Source organism: Haemophilus paracuniculus (assembly GCF_002015115.1).
Taxonomy (GTDB): Bacteria; Pseudomonadota; Gammaproteobacteria; order Enterobacterales; family Pasteurellaceae; genus Haemophilus_E; species Haemophilus_E paracuniculus.
On the sequence record NZ_MUYA01000018.1, the window covers coordinates 33,987 to 50,879 of the forward strand.

The 16,893-nt window shown below is 43.3% G+C and carries 16 protein-coding genes and 4 tRNA genes; 17 read left to right on the plus strand and 3 right to left on the minus strand.

All coding sequences use genetic code 11. The annotated features are described in order from the left end of the window. Nucleotides 1-87 precede the first annotated feature (87 nt). From B0187_RS09365 to B0187_RS09420, 12 genes are all read left to right on the plus strand, one after another. Nucleotides 88-1,056: an aminodeoxychorismate synthase component I gene (locus B0187_RS09365; RefSeq protein ID WP_078237595.1), complete on the plus strand. Its 969-nt coding sequence runs from the start codon at nt 88-90 to the stop codon at nt 1,054-1,056. Then, a complete protein-coding gene (locus B0187_RS09370) occupies nt 1,034-1,654 on the plus strand; it encodes an aminotransferase class IV family protein (protein ID WP_078237596.1) in 621 nt (206 codons plus the stop codon). Before B0187_RS09365 ends, B0187_RS09370 begins: the two co-directional genes overlap by 23 nt. Before the next feature lie 94 nt (nt 1,655-1,748). Beyond that, nucleotides 1,749-2,876 carry a recombinase RecA gene (gene recA / locus B0187_RS09375; protein WP_078237597.1) on the plus strand — a complete coding sequence of 376 codons (1,128 nt, stop codon included), beginning with the start codon at nt 1,749-1,751 and terminating at the stop codon, nt 2,874-2,876. Between the two features lie 85 nt (nt 2,877-2,961). Further along, nucleotides 2,962-3,408: a recombination regulator RecX gene (gene recX / locus B0187_RS09380; RefSeq protein WP_078237598.1), complete on the plus strand. Its 447-nt coding sequence runs from the start codon at nt 2,962-2,964 to the stop codon at nt 3,406-3,408. Then, the gene (gene yqfB, locus B0187_RS09385) at nt 3,401-3,706 is read left to right on the plus strand and encodes a N(4)-acetylcytidine aminohydrolase (protein WP_078237599.1); all 306 of its coding nucleotides are present in this window, start codon (nt 3,401-3,403) and stop codon (nt 3,704-3,706) included. The genes recX and yqfB overlap by 8 nt, the downstream gene beginning before the upstream one ends. Further along, nucleotides 3,706-4,218 carry a DNA topoisomerase family protein gene (locus tag B0187_RS09390; protein ID WP_078237600.1) on the plus strand — a complete coding sequence of 171 codons (513 nt, stop codon included), beginning with the start codon at nt 3,706-3,708 and terminating at the stop codon, nt 4,216-4,218. The genes yqfB and B0187_RS09390 overlap by 1 nt, the downstream gene beginning before the upstream one ends. Further along, nucleotides 4,211-4,768 carry an L-threonylcarbamoyladenylate synthase type 1 TsaC gene (tsaC, locus tag B0187_RS09395; protein WP_078237644.1) on the plus strand — a complete coding sequence of 186 codons (558 nt, stop codon included), beginning with the start codon at nt 4,211-4,213 and terminating at the stop codon, nt 4,766-4,768. Before B0187_RS09390 ends, tsaC begins: the two co-directional genes overlap by 8 nt. A gap of 3 nt (nt 4,769-4,771) precedes the next feature. Further along, entirely contained in the window at nt 4,772-5,596 is an 825-nt protein-coding gene (gene aroE, locus B0187_RS09400) for a shikimate dehydrogenase (RefSeq protein WP_078237601.1), read from the plus strand. A gap of 178 nt (nt 5,597-5,774) precedes the next feature. After that, nucleotides 5,775-5,851 (plus strand) — tRNA-Met (locus tag B0187_RS09405). A gap of 3 nt (nt 5,852-5,854) precedes the next feature. After that, nucleotides 5,855-5,939, plus strand: a tRNA-Leu gene (locus B0187_RS09410). A gap of 25 nt (nt 5,940-5,964) precedes the next feature. Further along, a tRNA-Gln gene (locus B0187_RS09415) sits at nt 5,965-6,039 on the plus strand. A gap of 51 nt (nt 6,040-6,090) precedes the next feature. After that, nucleotides 6,091-6,165 (plus strand) — tRNA-Gln (locus B0187_RS09420). A gap of 178 nt (nt 6,166-6,343) precedes the next feature. Here B0187_RS09420 and putP read toward each other — a convergent pair. Next, entirely contained in the window at nt 6,344-7,858 is a 1,515-nt protein-coding gene (gene putP, locus B0187_RS09425) for a sodium/proline symporter PutP (protein WP_078237602.1), read from the minus strand. Nucleotides 7,859-8,005: 147 nt separating this feature from the next. Between putP and rlmKL the strand changes: the two genes are divergently transcribed. The 5 genes from rlmKL to B0187_RS09450 all read left to right on the plus strand — a co-directional run bounded on the left by rlmKL (nt 8,006) and on the right by B0187_RS09450 (nt 13,601). Next, nucleotides 8,006-10,201, plus strand: coding sequence for a bifunctional 23S rRNA (guanine(2069)-N(7))-methyltransferase RlmK/23S rRNA (guanine(2445)-N(2))-methyltransferase RlmL (rlmKL, locus tag B0187_RS09430; RefSeq protein ID WP_078237603.1), 2,196 nt, complete (start codon nt 8,006-8,008; stop codon nt 10,199-10,201). A gap of 139 nt (nt 10,202-10,340) precedes the next feature. Continuing rightward, the gene (locus tag B0187_RS09435) at nt 10,341-11,504 is read left to right on the plus strand and encodes an efflux RND transporter periplasmic adaptor subunit (protein ID WP_078237604.1); all 1,164 of its coding nucleotides are present in this window, start codon (nt 10,341-10,343) and stop codon (nt 11,502-11,504) included. 198 nt (nt 11,505-11,702) lie between these two features. Beyond that, on the plus strand, nt 11,703-12,263 hold the full coding sequence (locus tag B0187_RS09440) for a hypothetical protein (RefSeq protein WP_078237605.1): 561 nt from the start codon (nt 11,703-11,705) through the stop codon (nt 12,261-12,263). Between the two features lie 166 nt (nt 12,264-12,429). After that, nucleotides 12,430-13,113 carry a hypothetical protein gene (locus B0187_RS09445; protein ID WP_143413778.1) on the plus strand — a complete coding sequence of 228 codons (684 nt, stop codon included), beginning with the start codon at nt 12,430-12,432 and terminating at the stop codon, nt 13,111-13,113. Between the two features lie 2 nt (nt 13,114-13,115). Continuing rightward, nucleotides 13,116-13,601, plus strand: a complete 486-nt coding sequence (locus B0187_RS09450; protein ID WP_078237607.1) for a hypothetical protein — start codon at nt 13,116-13,118, stop codon at nt 13,599-13,601. Nucleotides 13,602-13,952: 351 nt separating this feature from the next. Here B0187_RS09450 and B0187_RS09455 read toward each other — a convergent pair whose 3' ends face one another. Next, nucleotides 13,953-14,153 (minus strand): YnbE family lipoprotein, encoded by a 201-nt coding sequence (locus tag B0187_RS09455; RefSeq protein WP_078237608.1) that lies wholly within the window; start codon nt 14,151-14,153, stop codon nt 13,953-13,955. Further along, a complete protein-coding gene (locus B0187_RS09460) occupies nt 14,150-16,891 on the minus strand; it encodes a YdbH family protein (protein ID WP_078237609.1) in 2,742 nt (913 codons plus the stop codon). Before B0187_RS09460 ends, B0187_RS09455 begins: the two co-directional genes overlap by 4 nt. Nucleotides 16,892-16,893 lie beyond the last annotated feature (2 nt).

The window sequence follows — 16,893 nt, forward strand, 5'->3', positions numbered from 1 at the left end:
ACCGGTATCGCCCACCACTCTTTAAATAATCCTTTCCAAATTAAAAAAATTCCGCTATAAAGCATTTATTTTTATCGTATTTTTGTAATGCAATCTTTTATTTCTCAGGCAAATCACTTTGGTCAAAATCTCACACCATTCTTTTTTCTGATTGATTTTGAGCAAAAAAAACCGCTTATCTATCCCCTTGCGGAAGCTAATGCAAGCGGTCTGTTTTTTGATTTTTTTAATCTTAATTACATTGCACCGAAAAAAATTGAAAAGCCTTTCCATTTTTCTTTTCAGCCCCTAGCTTTTGAAAGCTACAAAACAGGATTTGAAATTGTGCAAAAGGAAATTCAAGCAGGCAATAGTTATTTACTGAATTTATCTTATCCTACCTTAATTCAAACTAATTTTAGTTTAGCCGAGATTTTTTATGCGAGTTCGGCTAAATATAAATTATATTTGAAAGATCGGTTTGTCTGTTTTTCCCCTGAATGTTTTGTGCGAATTAAGGATAATTATATTTATTCTTATCCAATGAAAGGCACAATTAACGCCGATGAAGAAAATGCGGTGGATAAATTATTAAATTCGGAAAAAGAGTTTTCAGAACACAATACGATTGTCGATTTAATTCGTAATGATTTAGCCTTAGTTTCAAAAAATATTCAAGTAAAAAAATATCGCTACCTTGAAAAAATTAAAACCCACAAAGGGGCTATTTATCAAACTAGCTCTGAAATTTGTGGGGAATTGGAACTGAATTGGCAAGATCAAATCGGTACGCTATTAGCAAAATTATTACCAGCAGGTTCAATCAGTGGGGCGCCAAAGCAAAAAACTGTTGAAATTATCCAACAAGCCGAGCAGCAAGAGCGGGGTTATTACACGGGAATTTTTGGCTATTTTGATGGCGAAAATTTAGAAAGTGCTGTAGCCATTCGTTATATTGAACAACAAGATAATCAGCTGATATTTAGAAGTGGTGGTGGCATTACGGCAAAAAGCGATTTAATCGAAGAATATAACGAAATTTTAGAGAAAGTTTATGTGCCAATTTCCGCTATTTGAAACCATTTTAATTGAAAATGGTGAGGCTAAAAATTTATATTATCATCAGCAACGAGTAGAATTTGCTTTTCAGAATTTTTTTAAACATCCGTGTAGTTTAAATTTAGCTGAAACCATTATCGTGCCTGAACATTTTAAACAGGGAATTATTCGCTGTCGAATTGATTATAATGAAAGAACTTATGAAGTTAATTTTTATCCCTATCAGCGAAAACTAATTCAAAAATTTCAATGTGTTTATACGCAAAATTTAGATTATCAGTTTAAATATAGTGATCGCAAGGGGTTAGATCTTTTAAAAAATCCTAATGCTGATGAAGTGATAATTATCAATAATGGTTTTGTGAGTGATTGCACTATTGGTAATTTACTTTTTTTAAAAGAAAACCAATGGTATAGCTCGCAACATTATTTACTCAAAGGCACGCAATTAACCCAGTTGGTAGAAAAAGGCGAGGCTATTTTGACTGAAATGCGAGCAGAGGATCTGCCAACTTTCGAGAAAGTGATGATGATCAATGCGTTGAATCCCTTTGATCTAACAAGGGCTTTGCCGATTTCCTCAATTGAATTTTGTGATCCCGATCGAAAAATTTGAAAAAACCGCTTGCAACTGTATGAAAAAACACTATACTAATGAACAGTAATTTTTGACAGTTTTATTCGTAACCCTTTCTATTTAGGACAGAATTATGGCATCTGAAAGCAAAAAAAATCAGAAAAACGTAGTCGTTAAACAGACCGATCCAGAACAAAAAGAGAAAGCACTCGCCGCCGCCCTTGCTCAAATTGAGAAACAATTTGGTAAAGGCTCAATTATGAAATTAGGCGATACCCAAGCCCTTGATATTGAAGCGGTTTCAACGGGTTCTATCGGGTTGGATATGGCGTTAGGCATTGGTGGCTTACCTATGGGGCGTATTGTTGAAATCTATGGTCCTGAATCTTCGGGCAAAACCACGCTAACCCTTTCGGTAATTGCCCAAGCTCAAAAAACAGGCAAAACCTGTGCCTTTATTGATGCGGAACACGCCCTTGACCCTGTTTATGCTCGCAAATTAGGGGTGGATACCGATTCATTATTGATTTCGCAACCCGACAATGGCGAACAAGCCCTTGAAATTTGTGATGCTTTGGTGCGTTCGGGGGCGGTTGATGTGATTATTGTGGACTCTGTCGCCGCTTTAACCCCGAAAGCAGAAATTGAGGGCGATATGGGCGATTCGCATATGGGCTTACAGGCTCGTTTGATGTCGCAAGCCTTGCGTAAATTAACGGGTAATATCAAAACGACCAACTGTTTGGTGGTGTTTATCAACCAAATTCGTATGAAGATCGGTGTGATGTTTGGGAATCCAGAAACCACTACGGGCGGTAATGCGTTGAAATTCTATTCGTCAGTACGTTTAGATATTCGCCGTTGTGGTGTTGTAAAAGACGGCGACAACATTATCGGTAGCGAAACCAAAGTAAAAGTGGTGAAAAATAAGGTTGCACCACCGTTCCGTGAAGTTCAGTTTGACATTATGTACGGCGAGGGTATCTCTCGTATGAGCGAATTGTTGATTTTAGCCGAAGCGAATGGCTTTATTAAGAAATCGGGTTCTTGGTTCTCTTATGAGGGCGATAAAATCGGTCAAGGTAAAAATAACGCTCTGAATTGGCTGAAAGAAAACCCTGAAATTGCTGAAAAAATTGAGCAAGATATTCGTAACTTGTTGCTCAGTAACCCTGAAAAAGCGGTAATGGGTAAAGAAAATGATGCCGATGATGAAGTCGAAAATCTTGATGATGTTGAACTAGATAACGAAGAATTTTAATCTGTAAAATGCGGTTTCTGCTAATATAGCGAACCGCATTTTTGTTAATGAACGCATTAAAAAATAATCAAAACGAATTAAAGTAATGAATCAAAAATATAGTGCGATCAATTACGCCTTATACTTGCTTTCCAAAAGAGATTACAGCGAAAAGGAACTTAGGCACAAACTTGCTTTGAAAGAGTACGAAGATCAAGAGATTGAACAAGCGGTCGAAAAAGCCAAAGAAAACGGCTGGCAAAGTGATGAGCGATTTTGTGCGGGCTATATTCGTTATCGAGCTAGGCAGGGCATTGGGGCGTTACGCTTAAAGCAAGAACTGCGTTTGAAAGGGATTGCCGATTGGCAAATTGAAGATGAATTAGACAAGGCAGAAATTGATTGGTACGAACTGGCTGAAACGGTGTTTGAGAAAAAACGCCCTAGCCGTTGGGATTTAAAAGCTAAACAAAAAATGTGGCGATTTATGATCAGCAGAGGGTTCGAGCGAGATCAATTTTATGATCTGTTAAAGGTGGATTACGATGAATAAAATTACGTTTTACAGCCGTTTTGAAGCGGATATTTTGAGTGGCAAAAAGACGATTACCATTCGAGATAAATCGGAAAGTCATTTCCAACCGCAGCAGCAACTGAGCGTTTTTACCCACGAAACCGACCGCTTGTTTGCTCAAATTCGGGTGCTATCCGTAACGGAAATTCAATTTGAGGATTTAAGCGAACGCCACGCCCAGCAAGAAAATATGAGCCTTGCGGAATTAAAACAGGTGATTAGAGAAATTTATCCCAGCGAAAATCAATTTTTTGTAATTGAATTTGAGTTAATTTAATGAGCTTATTTAAATCGACCAAACAGGCAGAAATTTGTCCACAATGCCACGCAGAATTGCAACTTAAAAAAGGCAAACAAGGGCTTTTTTTGGGGTGTAGTAATTACCCTGCTTGCGATTACCTCAAACCGCTACATCAAATCAACCACGTGATTAAACAACTGACGGAAACTTGCCCTGAATGTGGCTTGCCATTGCAATTAAAACAGGGTAGTTTTGGGATTTTTATTGGTTGTAGTGGCTATCCTGATTGCCATTTTATCGTGCAAGAGCAAACCGAACAGGAAGAACAATTTGACTGCCCTGAATGTGGTTCGGCATTAGTGGCTCGCAAGGGTAGATCGGGCAAGCATTTTTACGGCTGTTCAAGTTTTCCACAATGTAAATTTACCTTAGCCAGTAAGCCTGTTTTGAAAACTTGTCCACAATGTGAATGTTCACTTGCCCTGCCGAAAAAGGGCAAATATCAATGTGCCAACAAAAGTTGCCAACATATTTTTAATGATGAATAATTTTGCGTTAATTGTTGAAAAACTCAAACAAAATCAAGTAGTTGCTTATCCAACGGAAGCGGTTTTTGGGTTAGGCTGTAATCCAAATAGTGAACAAGCGGTGCGATCTTTGCTAAATTTGAAGAATCGCCCTGAATACAAGGGGCTGATTTTGATCGCCCACCGCCCTGAATTGTTGTTGCCTTATTTGGATCAAACCCAACTTTCCGAACAAGAATGGCAACGCTTTTTGCAGGTTTCCGAACAGCAGGCGATCACTTGGATAATGCCAGCCAATCCAAATGTCCCCCGTTATCTGAGAGGGCAGTTTGAGAGCATTGCGGTGCGGTTGTGTACTTTGCCTGCGGTGGCTCAATTATGTGAAGCGGTGGGGTTTCCACTCACTTCGACCAGTGCCAATTTAACAGGGCAACCACCGTGCCGAATCGCAAGTGAGGTTATCGCTCAATTTGGCGAGAATTTTCCCGTGTTGGATCAGCCAACGGGGGGACGAACCAATCCCTCAGAAATTCGTGATATTTTTAGCCAACAAATTTTAAGACAAGGGTAATTTATGAACCATTATGCTGTGTGGGGCAATCCGATTGCTCAAAGCAAATCCCCTCGTATTCATCAACTTTTTGGCGAGCAGACCCAAAAATCGATTAGTTATCTCGCCAAATTGGGCGATGAACAAAATTTTGAACAGCAACTACGCCAATTTTTTGCCGAAGGGGCGAAAGGGGCGAATATTACTGCCCCATTCAAAGAGCGAGCCTTTGCCCTTGCCGATTGTCATAGCGAAAGTTGCTTGCTTGCCGAGGCGTGCAATACGTTGAAACGCTTAGATGACGGGCGTTTATATGCGGATAATACGGACGGCGTGGGGCTGGTTGCCGATTTAGCTCGTTCAGGCTGGTTGGAAAAAGGGCAGAAAGTGCTAATTTTAGGAGCGGGTGGGGCGACCAAAGGTGTGCTGTTTCCGCTCTTAAAAGCCGATCAGCAGATTACCCTTTACAATCGTACTGCCGAGAAAGCGGTTAGTTTAGCCGAAAAATTTGCAAAATTTGGCAAGATTCAGACCGCTTGTCTGGATGAAATCGCCCAATCGTCCTTTGATTTGATCATCAACGCCACCTCGCTCGGCTTGCAAGGGAGATATGTGGAATTACCCCCAGCCTTATTTAAAGAAGCGAAGGTGTACGATATGCAATATGCGGTGGGAATGGCGACCCCATTTTTGAATTATGCTCGTTCGCAAGGGGCGAAATTCTGTCAAGACGGTTTGGGAATGTTGGTGGGGCAGGCAAGTTTTGCCTTTCAGTTGTGGGAAGATGTGCTGCCAGATATGGAAAGCGTTCTGCAACAGCTCAAATTAGAAATGGAAAGTGCAAAATAGCCAATCTTAACTTGTTATAAAATAAGCACTTTTGCCGTTAAAATGTTGTTTTTTATAGCAATCTGTCGAAACTCTACCCAAACGGCAAAAAAAATCAGATTTTTTCAAAAAAGTATTTGACGAGGTAGGGCGAAATCCGCATAATACGTCCCGCAAAGCCGATATGGTGAACGCAAATGGCTATGTAGCTCAGCTGGTTAGAGCACAACACTCATAATGTTGGGGTCACAGGTTCGAATCCCGTCATAGCCACCATTTGCGGGAATGGCGAAATTGGTAGACGCACCAGATTTAGGTTCTGGCGCCGCGAGGTGTGTGGGTTCAAGTCCCTCTTCCCGCACCATTTATCAGCTTATTTAATCAGTCGTTGGGGTATCGCCAAGCGGTAAGGCACCGGGTTTTGATCTCGGCATTCCTAGGTTCGAATCCTAGTACCCCAGCCACTTTCTTCAAATCAAATCACTTAAAGCTAACATTCGTTAGTTTTTTTCTTTTGGGGTATCGCCAAGCGGTAAGGCACCGGGTTTTGATCTCGGCATTCCTAGGTTCGAATCCTAGTACCCCAGCCATTATTTCTCAAACTGACTTTTCTATTTAACACTATCTCAATACTTTCATTATTTTCCGAAATCAATTCTTAACATAACTCCCAGTATTATTTATCTTTTTGACAGATTTTGCCTAATAAAAAAGCCCCGTTCATCACGAGGCTTTGAGATACGAAATTTCAAAAAATCCCACCGCTTGTTAGCGGGTTTCGTTGCGGTAGGCTTGTTCTGCTTGTTCAAAGGTTTGGCGGATTTGTTGGCTTGGTGGTGGGGTAATCAGCGAAGCTAGCACTATCGCCACTAACGCCGAGCCAAACCCTGGGATCATCGCATACACTTCTGGTAACGCAAAGGTTTGGGTAATATCCCCCCAGAAATGGACGACCAACGCCCCGACAATCATTCCTGCCATTGCCCCAAAGCCATTCATTCGTTTCCAAAAGAGCGACATAATCACCACGGGTCCGAACGCACTGCCGAAGCCCGCCCACGCATTGCTGACTAAGCCAAGCACTTGGCTGTTTGGATCTTGGGCGATATAGATTGCCAAAGCTGCTACGGCTAACACCATTGCCCGCCCGAGCCAAATCAGCTCTTTATCGCTCGCCTGCGGGCGCAAAATGCCTTTGTATAAATCTTCGGTCAAGGCACTTGAACAAATCAGCAGTTGAGCGGAAAGGGTACTCATCACGGCGGCTAAAATAGCGGAAAGTAGCACGCCAGCTACCCACGGGTTAAACAATAATTTCGCGAGTTCAATAAACACCTGCTCTTTGTTTTGGCTGACCACGCCCGCCTGCCCTGGATTGGCGAAGAAATACGCCATACCAAAATAGCCGATCCCAATCGCCCCCATTAGGCAGATAAACATCCACGTCATACTAATACGGCGTGCTTTTTCAAGGGATTTCACACTTTCCGCCGCCATAAAACGCACGATAATGTGTGGTTGTCCGAAATAACCCAGCCCCCACGCCAACAGGCTGATAATGCCGAGCAGGGTTGTGCCACGGAAAATATCATTATAATTTTTTCCCGTTAATTCACCCGCTTGGGCAATAGTTGCCTGCATTTGCTCAAAGCCGCCCAAATTCAACATCACAAACAGCGGGGTAATAATCAAGGCAAACACCATTAGCGAGGCTTGAATAGTATCCGTCCAGCTCACGGCAAGGAAACCACCGATGAAAGTGTAAATAATGGTGGCGATTGCCCCATACCAAATCGCTTGGGCGTAAGGTACGCCGAACAGGTTTTCAAACACCCTCGCCCCTGCGACCACGCCCGAAGCACAATAGATCGCAAAAAAGAGCAGGAAAATCACCGCCGATAAAATTTTGATGATTTTGGTTTTATCGCCAAAGCGGTTGTGGAAATAGTCGGGTAAAGTCAAAGCATCGCCGCTATATTCCGTTTGGGCTCGCAGCCGCCCTGCGACAATTCGCCAGTTGAGATAAGCCCCGAGCAACAGCCCTACGGCAACCCAGCCCTCAACCAAACCGCTGGCATACACCGCCCCCGGCAAGCCCATTAACAGCCAGCCCGACATATCGGAAGCCCCAGCAGATAAGGCGGTTACAAAGCTACCCAAACGGCGACCGCCTAAAATATAGTCTGATAAATTTTGGGTCAGTCGGTAAGCCACAAAGCCGACTGAAATCATCGCCACAATATAAATGGAAAATGTGGTCAGCATAGGATCAAAGCCAAACATCTTCTTTATCCTTTATTTTCGTCTGTTCAAAAAGGTGGAAAGATTACCCGAAATAGGCAAAATTTCAACTGAAAAGCACCGCTTGTAACGCATTTTGCCGAATATCCGCTATAATTACGCCCATTTTCAGCCACAAAGATAGAAACAATGTCAAAAACCACTTATTTTGCCACCACCGCTCGGGGCTTTGAGGAAATGCTCAAAGCCGAATTGGAACAGATTACGCAGGGGGAATGTAAAATCGCCCAAGGTGGGGTGCATTTTAGCACCACGCAAGCGGGGGCTTACCGTGCATTATTGCACAGCCGCCTTGCCTCTCGCATTTTGTTGCCGTTGGTGAGCAGTAAGGTGTTTGATGAAATGGATCTTTACGCCACCGTGGTCGCCCAAAATTGGGCGGATCTGTTTGATAGCCGCGATACTTTTTTTGTCGATTTTAACGGCACAAATAGCGAAATTCGCCACACCCAATATGGGGCGATGCGAGTGAAAGACGGGATTGTCGATCACTTTGAACGCAAGGGGTTTGCTCGCCCAACGGTGGATAAAATCCTCCCCGACATTCGCATTCACGCCTATTTGCAAAAAAATGAGCTGGTTCTATCCCTTGATCTGTCGGGCGAGGCATTGCATATGCGTGGCTACCGTGAGGATACGGGAAAAGCCCCGTTGCGTGAGACCTTGGCGGCGGCGATTATTTTGCGTTCGGGCTGGCAAAAAGGCTCGCCGTTAGTTGATCCAATGTGCGGTTCTGGCACGCTGTTGATTGAAGCGGCACAAATGGCGGCGAATATCGCCCCGCAACTGCACCGCCAGCATTGGGGCTTCCAAAGTTGGAAAGGACATAACGAAACCGAATGGCAAGCGGTGCTTTCCGAAGCAAAAAATACCGCAAATGAAACTCTCGCTCACTTGCGGGAGAGAGACAGTTTTCCGTCAAGTAACGGCTTGACGGAAAACAGAGAGAGGGCAGAGAGAGCAATGTTCTTTGGCTTCGATCTCGATCATCGCGTTCTCGCCAAAGCCAAACAAAACGCCCGAAACGCAGGGGTGGCTCACTTAATTCAATGGCAGCAGGGCGATGTGGCAGCGTTGAAAAATCCTTGCCCAGAGCAGGTCGGCACGGTGGTGTGTAATCCACCTTACGGCGAGCGACTTGGCACAACCCCAGCCTTGGTGGCACTTTATTCTGTGTTCGGGCAACGCCTCAAACAGCAATTTGCAGGTTGGAACGCCTCTATTTTTAGTGGCGAACCCGATTTACTCAACTGCCTGCGTTTGCGTTCCCACCGTCAATTTAAAGCGAAAAACGGACCGCTTGATTGCTTGCAGAAAAATTATCAAATCAGCGAACACCGTGCGGAACAGGGCGAAGATCTCAAATTTGAGCAGAACGCCCAAGTCGCACAAGATTTCGCCAACCGCCTTGCGAAAAATATCAAGAAAATCGAAAAATGGGCGAAACAGCAGGGGATTGACGCTTACCGTCTCTACGATGCGGATCTGCCCGAATATAATTTGGCGGTGGATCGCTACGGCGATCATATCGTGGTGCAGGAATATCAAGCCCCGAAAAACATTGACGAACAAAAAGCTCGCCAACGCTTGCTGGATGCGGTGTCGGCGACCCTTTATGTAACAGGGGTGGAAACCAATAAATTAGTGCTGAAAGTTCGCCAGAAGCAAAAAGGCACGAACCAATATGAAAAACTTGCCAACAAGGGCGACTATTTTTATGTGAACGAATATGGGGCGAAATTGTGGGTCAATTTGACCGACTACCTCGACACGGGCTTGTTCCTCGACCACCGTCTCACGCGTAAAATGGTGGGCGAAATGGCGAAGGGCAAAACCTTCCTCAACCTGTTCGCTTACACGGGATCGGCGACCATTCACGCCGCCCTCAACGGGGCGAAATCAACCACCACGGTAGATATGTCAAACACCTATCTCAACTGGGCGGATCAAAATTTAGAGCTGAACAATTTATCGGCACGAAACCACCGCTTGATCCAAGCCGATTGCTTGCAATGGCTGGCGGAATGTCGTGAGCGATTTGAGCTGATCTTCGTTGATCCGCCGACATTCTCAAACTCAAAACGAATGGAACAGAGCTGGGACGTGCAGCGGGATCACATCCAACTATTAAGCCAGTTAAAACGCATTTTGACCGCAGGCGGCACCATCGTTTTCTCAAACAACAAACGCGGTTTCAAAATGGATTTCGAGGCATTGGCAGATCTCGGCTTGACCGCCGAAAACATCTCCCACAAAACCCTACCGCTCGATTTTGAACGTAATCCACAGATTCATAATTGTTGGTTTATTAGGCAGGTGGAATGAGGGCATAAGGGGGACTCTGAAATTTTTAGAAATATCTATTTTTTATTTTGAATCTAATAAAAGCAACAATAAAATTAGGGAACAATCCCCCGAAACCAAAGTCAGATTTCATCATTTAAATTTTACAATTCAGATCAATATGAAACGAAAAACATTAGTCGCCTTACTGCTACTCGCCATTTGCGGGGCGGGGGGCTTTTATTATTATCAACAGCAACAAGCCCAGTCGCAGCAGGTGCATTATATTACTGAACCCGTGAAACGCAGTTCGTTGAGCAAAAGCGTGCTTGCCACCGGTTCGGTGCGAGCCAGTCAACGGACGGAAGTGGGGGCGCAGGTGTCGGGCAAAATTCAGAATCTCTATGTCAAACTAGGGCAAGCGGTGAGAAAGGGCGATTTAATTGCGGAAATTGATTCCAACAATCAAGCCACCACCCTCGGTACGGCACAGGCGGAACTTTCTTCGGTGCAGGCAAAATTAAATGCGGCTCAGGTGGGGCTGGAAGTGGCACAATCAAATTACAACCGCATTAGCACCCTTTACAAACAAAATAGTGCCTCGCTGAATGATTTGGAAACCGCCAAAAATAATTTGGCGGCGGCAAAAGCGAGCGTAAACGAGGCGAAAGCCCAGCTGAAATCGGCACAAATTTCGGTGGATAATGCTAAAACCAACCTCAATTACACCCAAATTGTGTCGCCAATGGACGGCGTGATTGTCTCGATTCCCGTTTCGGTCGGGCAAACGATGAATGCTAACCAAACCTCGCCGACCATTGTACAGGTGGCGGATCTGTCTAAGATGTTGATTAAATTAGAAATTTCCGAAGGGGACATCGCCCAAGTCAAAGTAGGGCAGACGGTAAAATTCAGCACCCTCGCCGAGCCTGAACGCCAATATCACGGTACGATTGACACCATTGATCCTGCCCTCACTACCTTGACCGACAACAACTACAAAGAGCAGTCGGGCAATACGGAAGCGATATATTATTACGCCAACGTGCTGATTGATAACGAGGACAACAGCCTGCGAATTGGAATGACCGCACAAGGTTCAGTAATGATCGCCGAGCGAGAAAATGTGCTGGTTGTGCCAACCTCGGCATTGAAAAAACGAGGCAAGCAGACGTTCGTGAATGTGTTGGAAAATAACCGTTCTGTCGAAAAAGAGGTACAAACAGGGCTTGCCGACAGTTTCAGCACTGAGATTCTTTCAGGCTTGAACGAAGGCGAGCAAATCATCACCACCGAGCGTTCCGCCAACGAACAAATCAGCCGCCAAATGCGGCGACCGTTCTAATGAAAATCCCCGAAAGGGGATTTTTTATGTTCCCTCCCAACGTCCTTGTCAGGTGGGGATTTTTTCATTCAACAATTACCTTCGCATCTTTCCCCCTTGTGATCCTTCCCATTTCACATCAAAATCATCAAAAGATGAAAATTTAAGCAATCAATTTGGCAGGGCTTGACGTTTTTTTTTACAATGCGGAAAGATTTTATGGAAAAAACAAATTCTTGTAATTCATTAACCAACCTAGAAAACAAACTTAGCGAAATTTTTTCTTCTGTTAGTTCATTCGTCCAGAAAGCTATTTATATTTCTAAACCGATTACCATTATCCTACTTTTCCGATTTTTGATTTTAGATAGTCAAACTGGGAAAGCTAATAATGGTGATGAAATTAGTGCGATATTGACGTATGTTGGGTATTTTATTCAATCATCAACTGATTGTTATTCATTAATTATAATATTGTTATATGTATTAATTGTTATTGCTTTTGTGAAAGTAATCAAACATAACAAAAAACATATTGGATTATTGGTTATCTTTATAATCTCACTATTATTTATTTTATTCCTTGCAAAAGATTTAAATATTACTGTATCAGGCATAGAAAATGCCTGTACCCAAAAATCTTATATTTTTCTCGCTAATATTGCTGTCTGTGCAACATTCTTATACCTTTCATTTAGTTCTGTTATAGAGCTTGTTAATTTTATAGAGGAAAACATATCACCAAAGGAAACAAAGAATTTAACGAGTGATACTCTGTAAAAAAATCTAAACTCGAAAATTATCTTTCAATCATTATTCAATCTTATCAATAAAAATAAACCTCACCACCACAGGTGGTGAGGGTGGGTAATTACGGCTATTTTTCTTAAAAAATAGCCGATAAAAAAGCCATTTATGGCTTTTATCTCGCAACGAAGTTGCCCTATTGTCATTAATTAAAGGGGTTGTCGCATTAGCGACAAGCCGTTTAATTCCCCGCCGAAGGCGGCGGGGGGGGTCTGCAACGAAAAAAATTCAGGAGATGAATTTGAAACAAATGACTTTTTTGTCCTTAATCAATTTTATTGAGGAATATTATCAGCATCTTTCGACCCCTCAAAAAGTCGATACCTTTAACGAAGCCGCCTCTAAACTCGGGGCAAGCGGTAATATCTTCCAAAATAATAATGGCAAAGTTGACTATACAAAACAAGCTTTCACCGAAGAGAACTACGGTAGAACAGTCGTAATTGAAACAGCGGGTATCAATAGTAAAAACTATTCTCGTAAAAAGGATACTTTTGAGCGTATTGACCGTTTAATCGCAGAAGGTTTAAAAAATACAAATAATACTAAGCATCTTTTAAAACTTTTTACAAATGCTAAAAACTATCAAGATCTAAAACATTTATTAGATAAGATGACAGCAGAAGACTGGAAAAAACTTAAAAATATTGTAGAGCAAAATCCACAAGATGTTGAGTTGCAAGGGTTATATCAGAATGTTGAGCAATATAAAGGGCAACTTTCTGATAAACAGAATGAAGAAATGAAACTCAATCAAAATTTTCGACAAGAAAATGAGCAAAGTGCTTCGAACAGAAAATTTAATACACTAAGAGGATTTTAATAATGAAATGGTTTAAATTAGGTTTTGTTTTATTTGGTTTAATGATGGGAAATGTTGCTAATGCAAATGATACTTTTGCACCACCAGTTAAATTAACCCCAAAACTCGAAAAACATTTTTTAAAAGTTGAAAGTAAAATTGTAGATAATAACAGAAGAATGTTAACTAACGTAAATCGGGTAAAAGCGGGAGAAGCAAATTTTTTCGATAAAGAAATGATGAAGAGCCTTCGTTATTTAACACAGGAAGTGAGAAAAATTGAAAAAGGTAATTATAATAAAGCGTTATTGAGAACAACAAAAAATACTGGATATGAGTTGATTAGAAATGCTAAAACATTTCAAGTTGCACTCGATAGCCGCAGAAATCAATTTACCCTAGAACAATATAATGCAATTAAGTATAATATCGAGCGAATGGACGGGTTTGGCGGTGCTATATACAATACTTCTCTGAGAACTGGACGGAAGTATTACCCGAATGATTAACCTCAGAGGGATTAATACCCACAACAGTGAAAGAATTTAAAATCATAAATGCGGGCTTTTGTCCGCTTTTTTGTTTATTGCCAATCAACCAATTTCTCTAATAACTTAAAATATCTCAAATAAAACGCAATGCAGAGCGTTCCCCGAACGCCATTGCGTTTTGTGCCAATTCCTACAAAATTTACCCAAATCCCACCGCTTACCGTTCTTGGTTTTGCATTTGTCGCCCCCTTCGGCACTGCGTGCCACTTCCCCCGCAAGCGGGGGAAGATCGAGTTTTGTGGTGGTTTTAAGATCTGCCCCCGTTCACGGGGGAAGTACCCTGCGTAGCAGGGGGTAGGGGGCCAACCGTTATTTTTTCGCCTTTTCCGCTTTGTTATCAATAGTGCGAATAATGGCACGGGATTTGCTGTCCATTTGCACGTCAATTTTATGATCCACCACCACATTCATATTGATTGTGATCCCCTCTTTCGGCGTTTCGAGCTGGATTTTCGGGGTGCAAGCGGTGAGATTTAAGCAAAAAATGGCAAAGAAAAGATTTTTGATCATTTGCGTTTATCCAAAATTTGATAGAGTTTATTTTCGATTTGTTGTTCAAAATCGTTACCTGCGTTAATCAATTTCCAGAGATCAAACAGGTTTTCACGATGATTATAATTAAAATTGATTTTCGCCGATTGTTGTTCGTTCAATTCCATTTTCAGTTTGGCGTCCAGCACCATATCCCCTTTTGACCCCACATTGACTAACGCTCGCAACTCGTTGATTTTGGTGTCGTTCATCAAGTAAAGCAAAAGCTGTTCGGTGTAGCCGCTGTTTTTCATTGCGTTGAGCAATTCGGGGGTGAATTTTAGGCGGGAAGTACCCGCTTGCGTAATCAAACCATCGCAAACATAGCACGGTTTGCCCTCTAACCAAAGGGGCAAAATCGCGTTGGCTTTGCCTTTGAGTTCAATTTGTTGATATTTCATCAAATTGAGGATTTCCTCAAAATCAATCTCATTCAATTTGAGATAAGTGAGGGAAGTCTGTGGCAGGGCGAAGTGATCGACCTGCAACGATCCGCCGAGCAGATCCATTTTTAGCTCTCGCAAATAGAGCGGGCGTTTTTTGCTGTATGGATAACTGCCATTCACTTTTACTCGCACATTGGTAATCGGCACGCCGAGCTTCATTTCATCAATGTTCACCGCAATCGGTTGTTTTACGCCAAAGCTAAATTGCCCCTGTTGCAAGCGGTAGGGTAGCGAAAATTGAATGCCGTTGATGTCGCCACTTGGGATCGATAATCCTCCGTCAATGATCGAAAAATGCCCGCCCGCGATCAGCCCCTGCTTGGCGTTGGCACTAAATGCGGTTTCGCCTTTGACCATGCCTTTGTTGATGATCCAGTTTTGGCGTAATGGCAACAAAGGTTGGAACACGTTGGCGGGTTGAGCATACCAATAGAGTTTGCCGACCAATTCACTTTGCCCTTTTTTGAGGGAACGGCGAGCAAAGAGTTTGAGCGGCCCGAGTTTGCCCGCCTCAATTTGCCCCTGAATGTTAAAGTTTTCCAGTGTGCCGTTGAATTTTAAACGCCCCACGGGGCGAGTGAGTTCGCCCCCATAATTGAAGGTCGTTTCGGGGGAAATCGCTTTCACTTCGCCCTTGATTTGCCGTTTAAGATAGGCAAATTCAATCGGTTCGCTTAGGCTAAAATCAATTTTTGGGATCTGCGTTCCCGTCAAAATGAGCTTGCCGAGTTGCCCGTCTAGCTCGCTCAACGTAACCAATTTTCCTTGCCATTTGCCCCGACCACCCACTTTGAGGGGCGTTTTGAGGCTCTGCACCTGTGCATTGCCCCAAATTCGCCATTGCCACAAATCGTTAATCGCTTTTTTGCCTTTCAGCTTTTGGAAAAATTGATTTTGCCCTGCGTGGAAATTTTTGGCGTAGCCGTCCAAATTCAACGCAAGCTGTTTAAATTCGGGGGTTTCCCCTTTCAGCAGGGCTTGCAACCGCCCCGTGATGCCGTTTTTATTGACTAAAATCCCCGCCATTGGGAAACGCAGTTCATTGATGATCAAATTATCCTGCTTGCCGACCAAACGCAATAACGCCGAGGGCTGAAAGCGAACGCTCAAATCGTCAAATTTGCCTTGAAAGGCAATCGGTACGGCACTGTATAAAATAAAATCATCATATTTGACATTGCCCGTCAGTTGCAGCGGCAGATTGAGGGTATCGGGCAGAATTTCGCCCTGCTTATTTTCAATCACGATGTTGCCTTTGCCTGCTTTTTTGCTTTGCGATAAAAAGCTGAAACGGAAATAGGTTTGAATCGGGAAGAAATCCCCCGTCCAGCTTTTTGGGGAAATTTTTGCGGAAGCCACCCCTTGCAACGGGAAAATTTTGCTGATTTCCCAATAGAACGGGGCTTGCACGATTTCAAGGGTGTTTAAATCGAATTTAAACGGCAGGGTTAGCCGATTTTTGTCGTTGTGTTGGGAAACAAAACGTAGCTCGCCCGCCAGTTGGTTTGGCTGTTCCGTTTGCCAATCGGCGTTGATTTCCCCTTGTTGTAAATTGGGATCATCGATTATCGTTTTTGGCAATCGCCATTGATAGCGTAAGTTGCCCGAAACGGGCGGCTGAGACAGATCATCATTCAGCTTCGCATTCAGTTGCAAGCGGTGGCTTTCTTTGGAATTTTCTTTTGTATTTGCAGGGAAATCGGGCTGATAGTCCAAATTCGCATTGAGGGTTTGATCGGCAAAAATTAAGGAAAATCTGACCGCTTGTTGGCTCAAATGGGCGGTTAATTTTTGCTGTTGATAGGCTAATTTGAGCTGGCTCGGCGAATTCAACAGGGTTTTTAAACGCGGGTTAATATCGTCAGACAAATTCCGCCACGTCAGCTGATTCAGGCTTGCTTCGCCCTCTGGCAACAGGGCGAGCAAGGCGTTGAGCGAGGTTGGGCTATCGGATTTTTCACTCGGCGGAAGTTGGGTTAAGCATTGATAATCAAGGCTGGCGGTGTCAATCGTAAATTGGCGAGCGGGCAACCATTGCAGGCGAACGCCTTTGACATCAAGCAACGGGCATTGTTGGTAAGCGAGGGAAAATTCGGGCAACGCAAGGCGTTCCAACCCAAAATCAAGCCCCGTTGGGGTGTTGATTTTCCACCCTTCTGGCAACGCCCAGTTAATCACGGTGGAAAGTTGCTTGCCCGACATCAACGCCACGCCCCCTGCGAACAGGGTGGCGAAAAGGATGCCGAGAACGACTAAAAGGCGAGAGAACATTC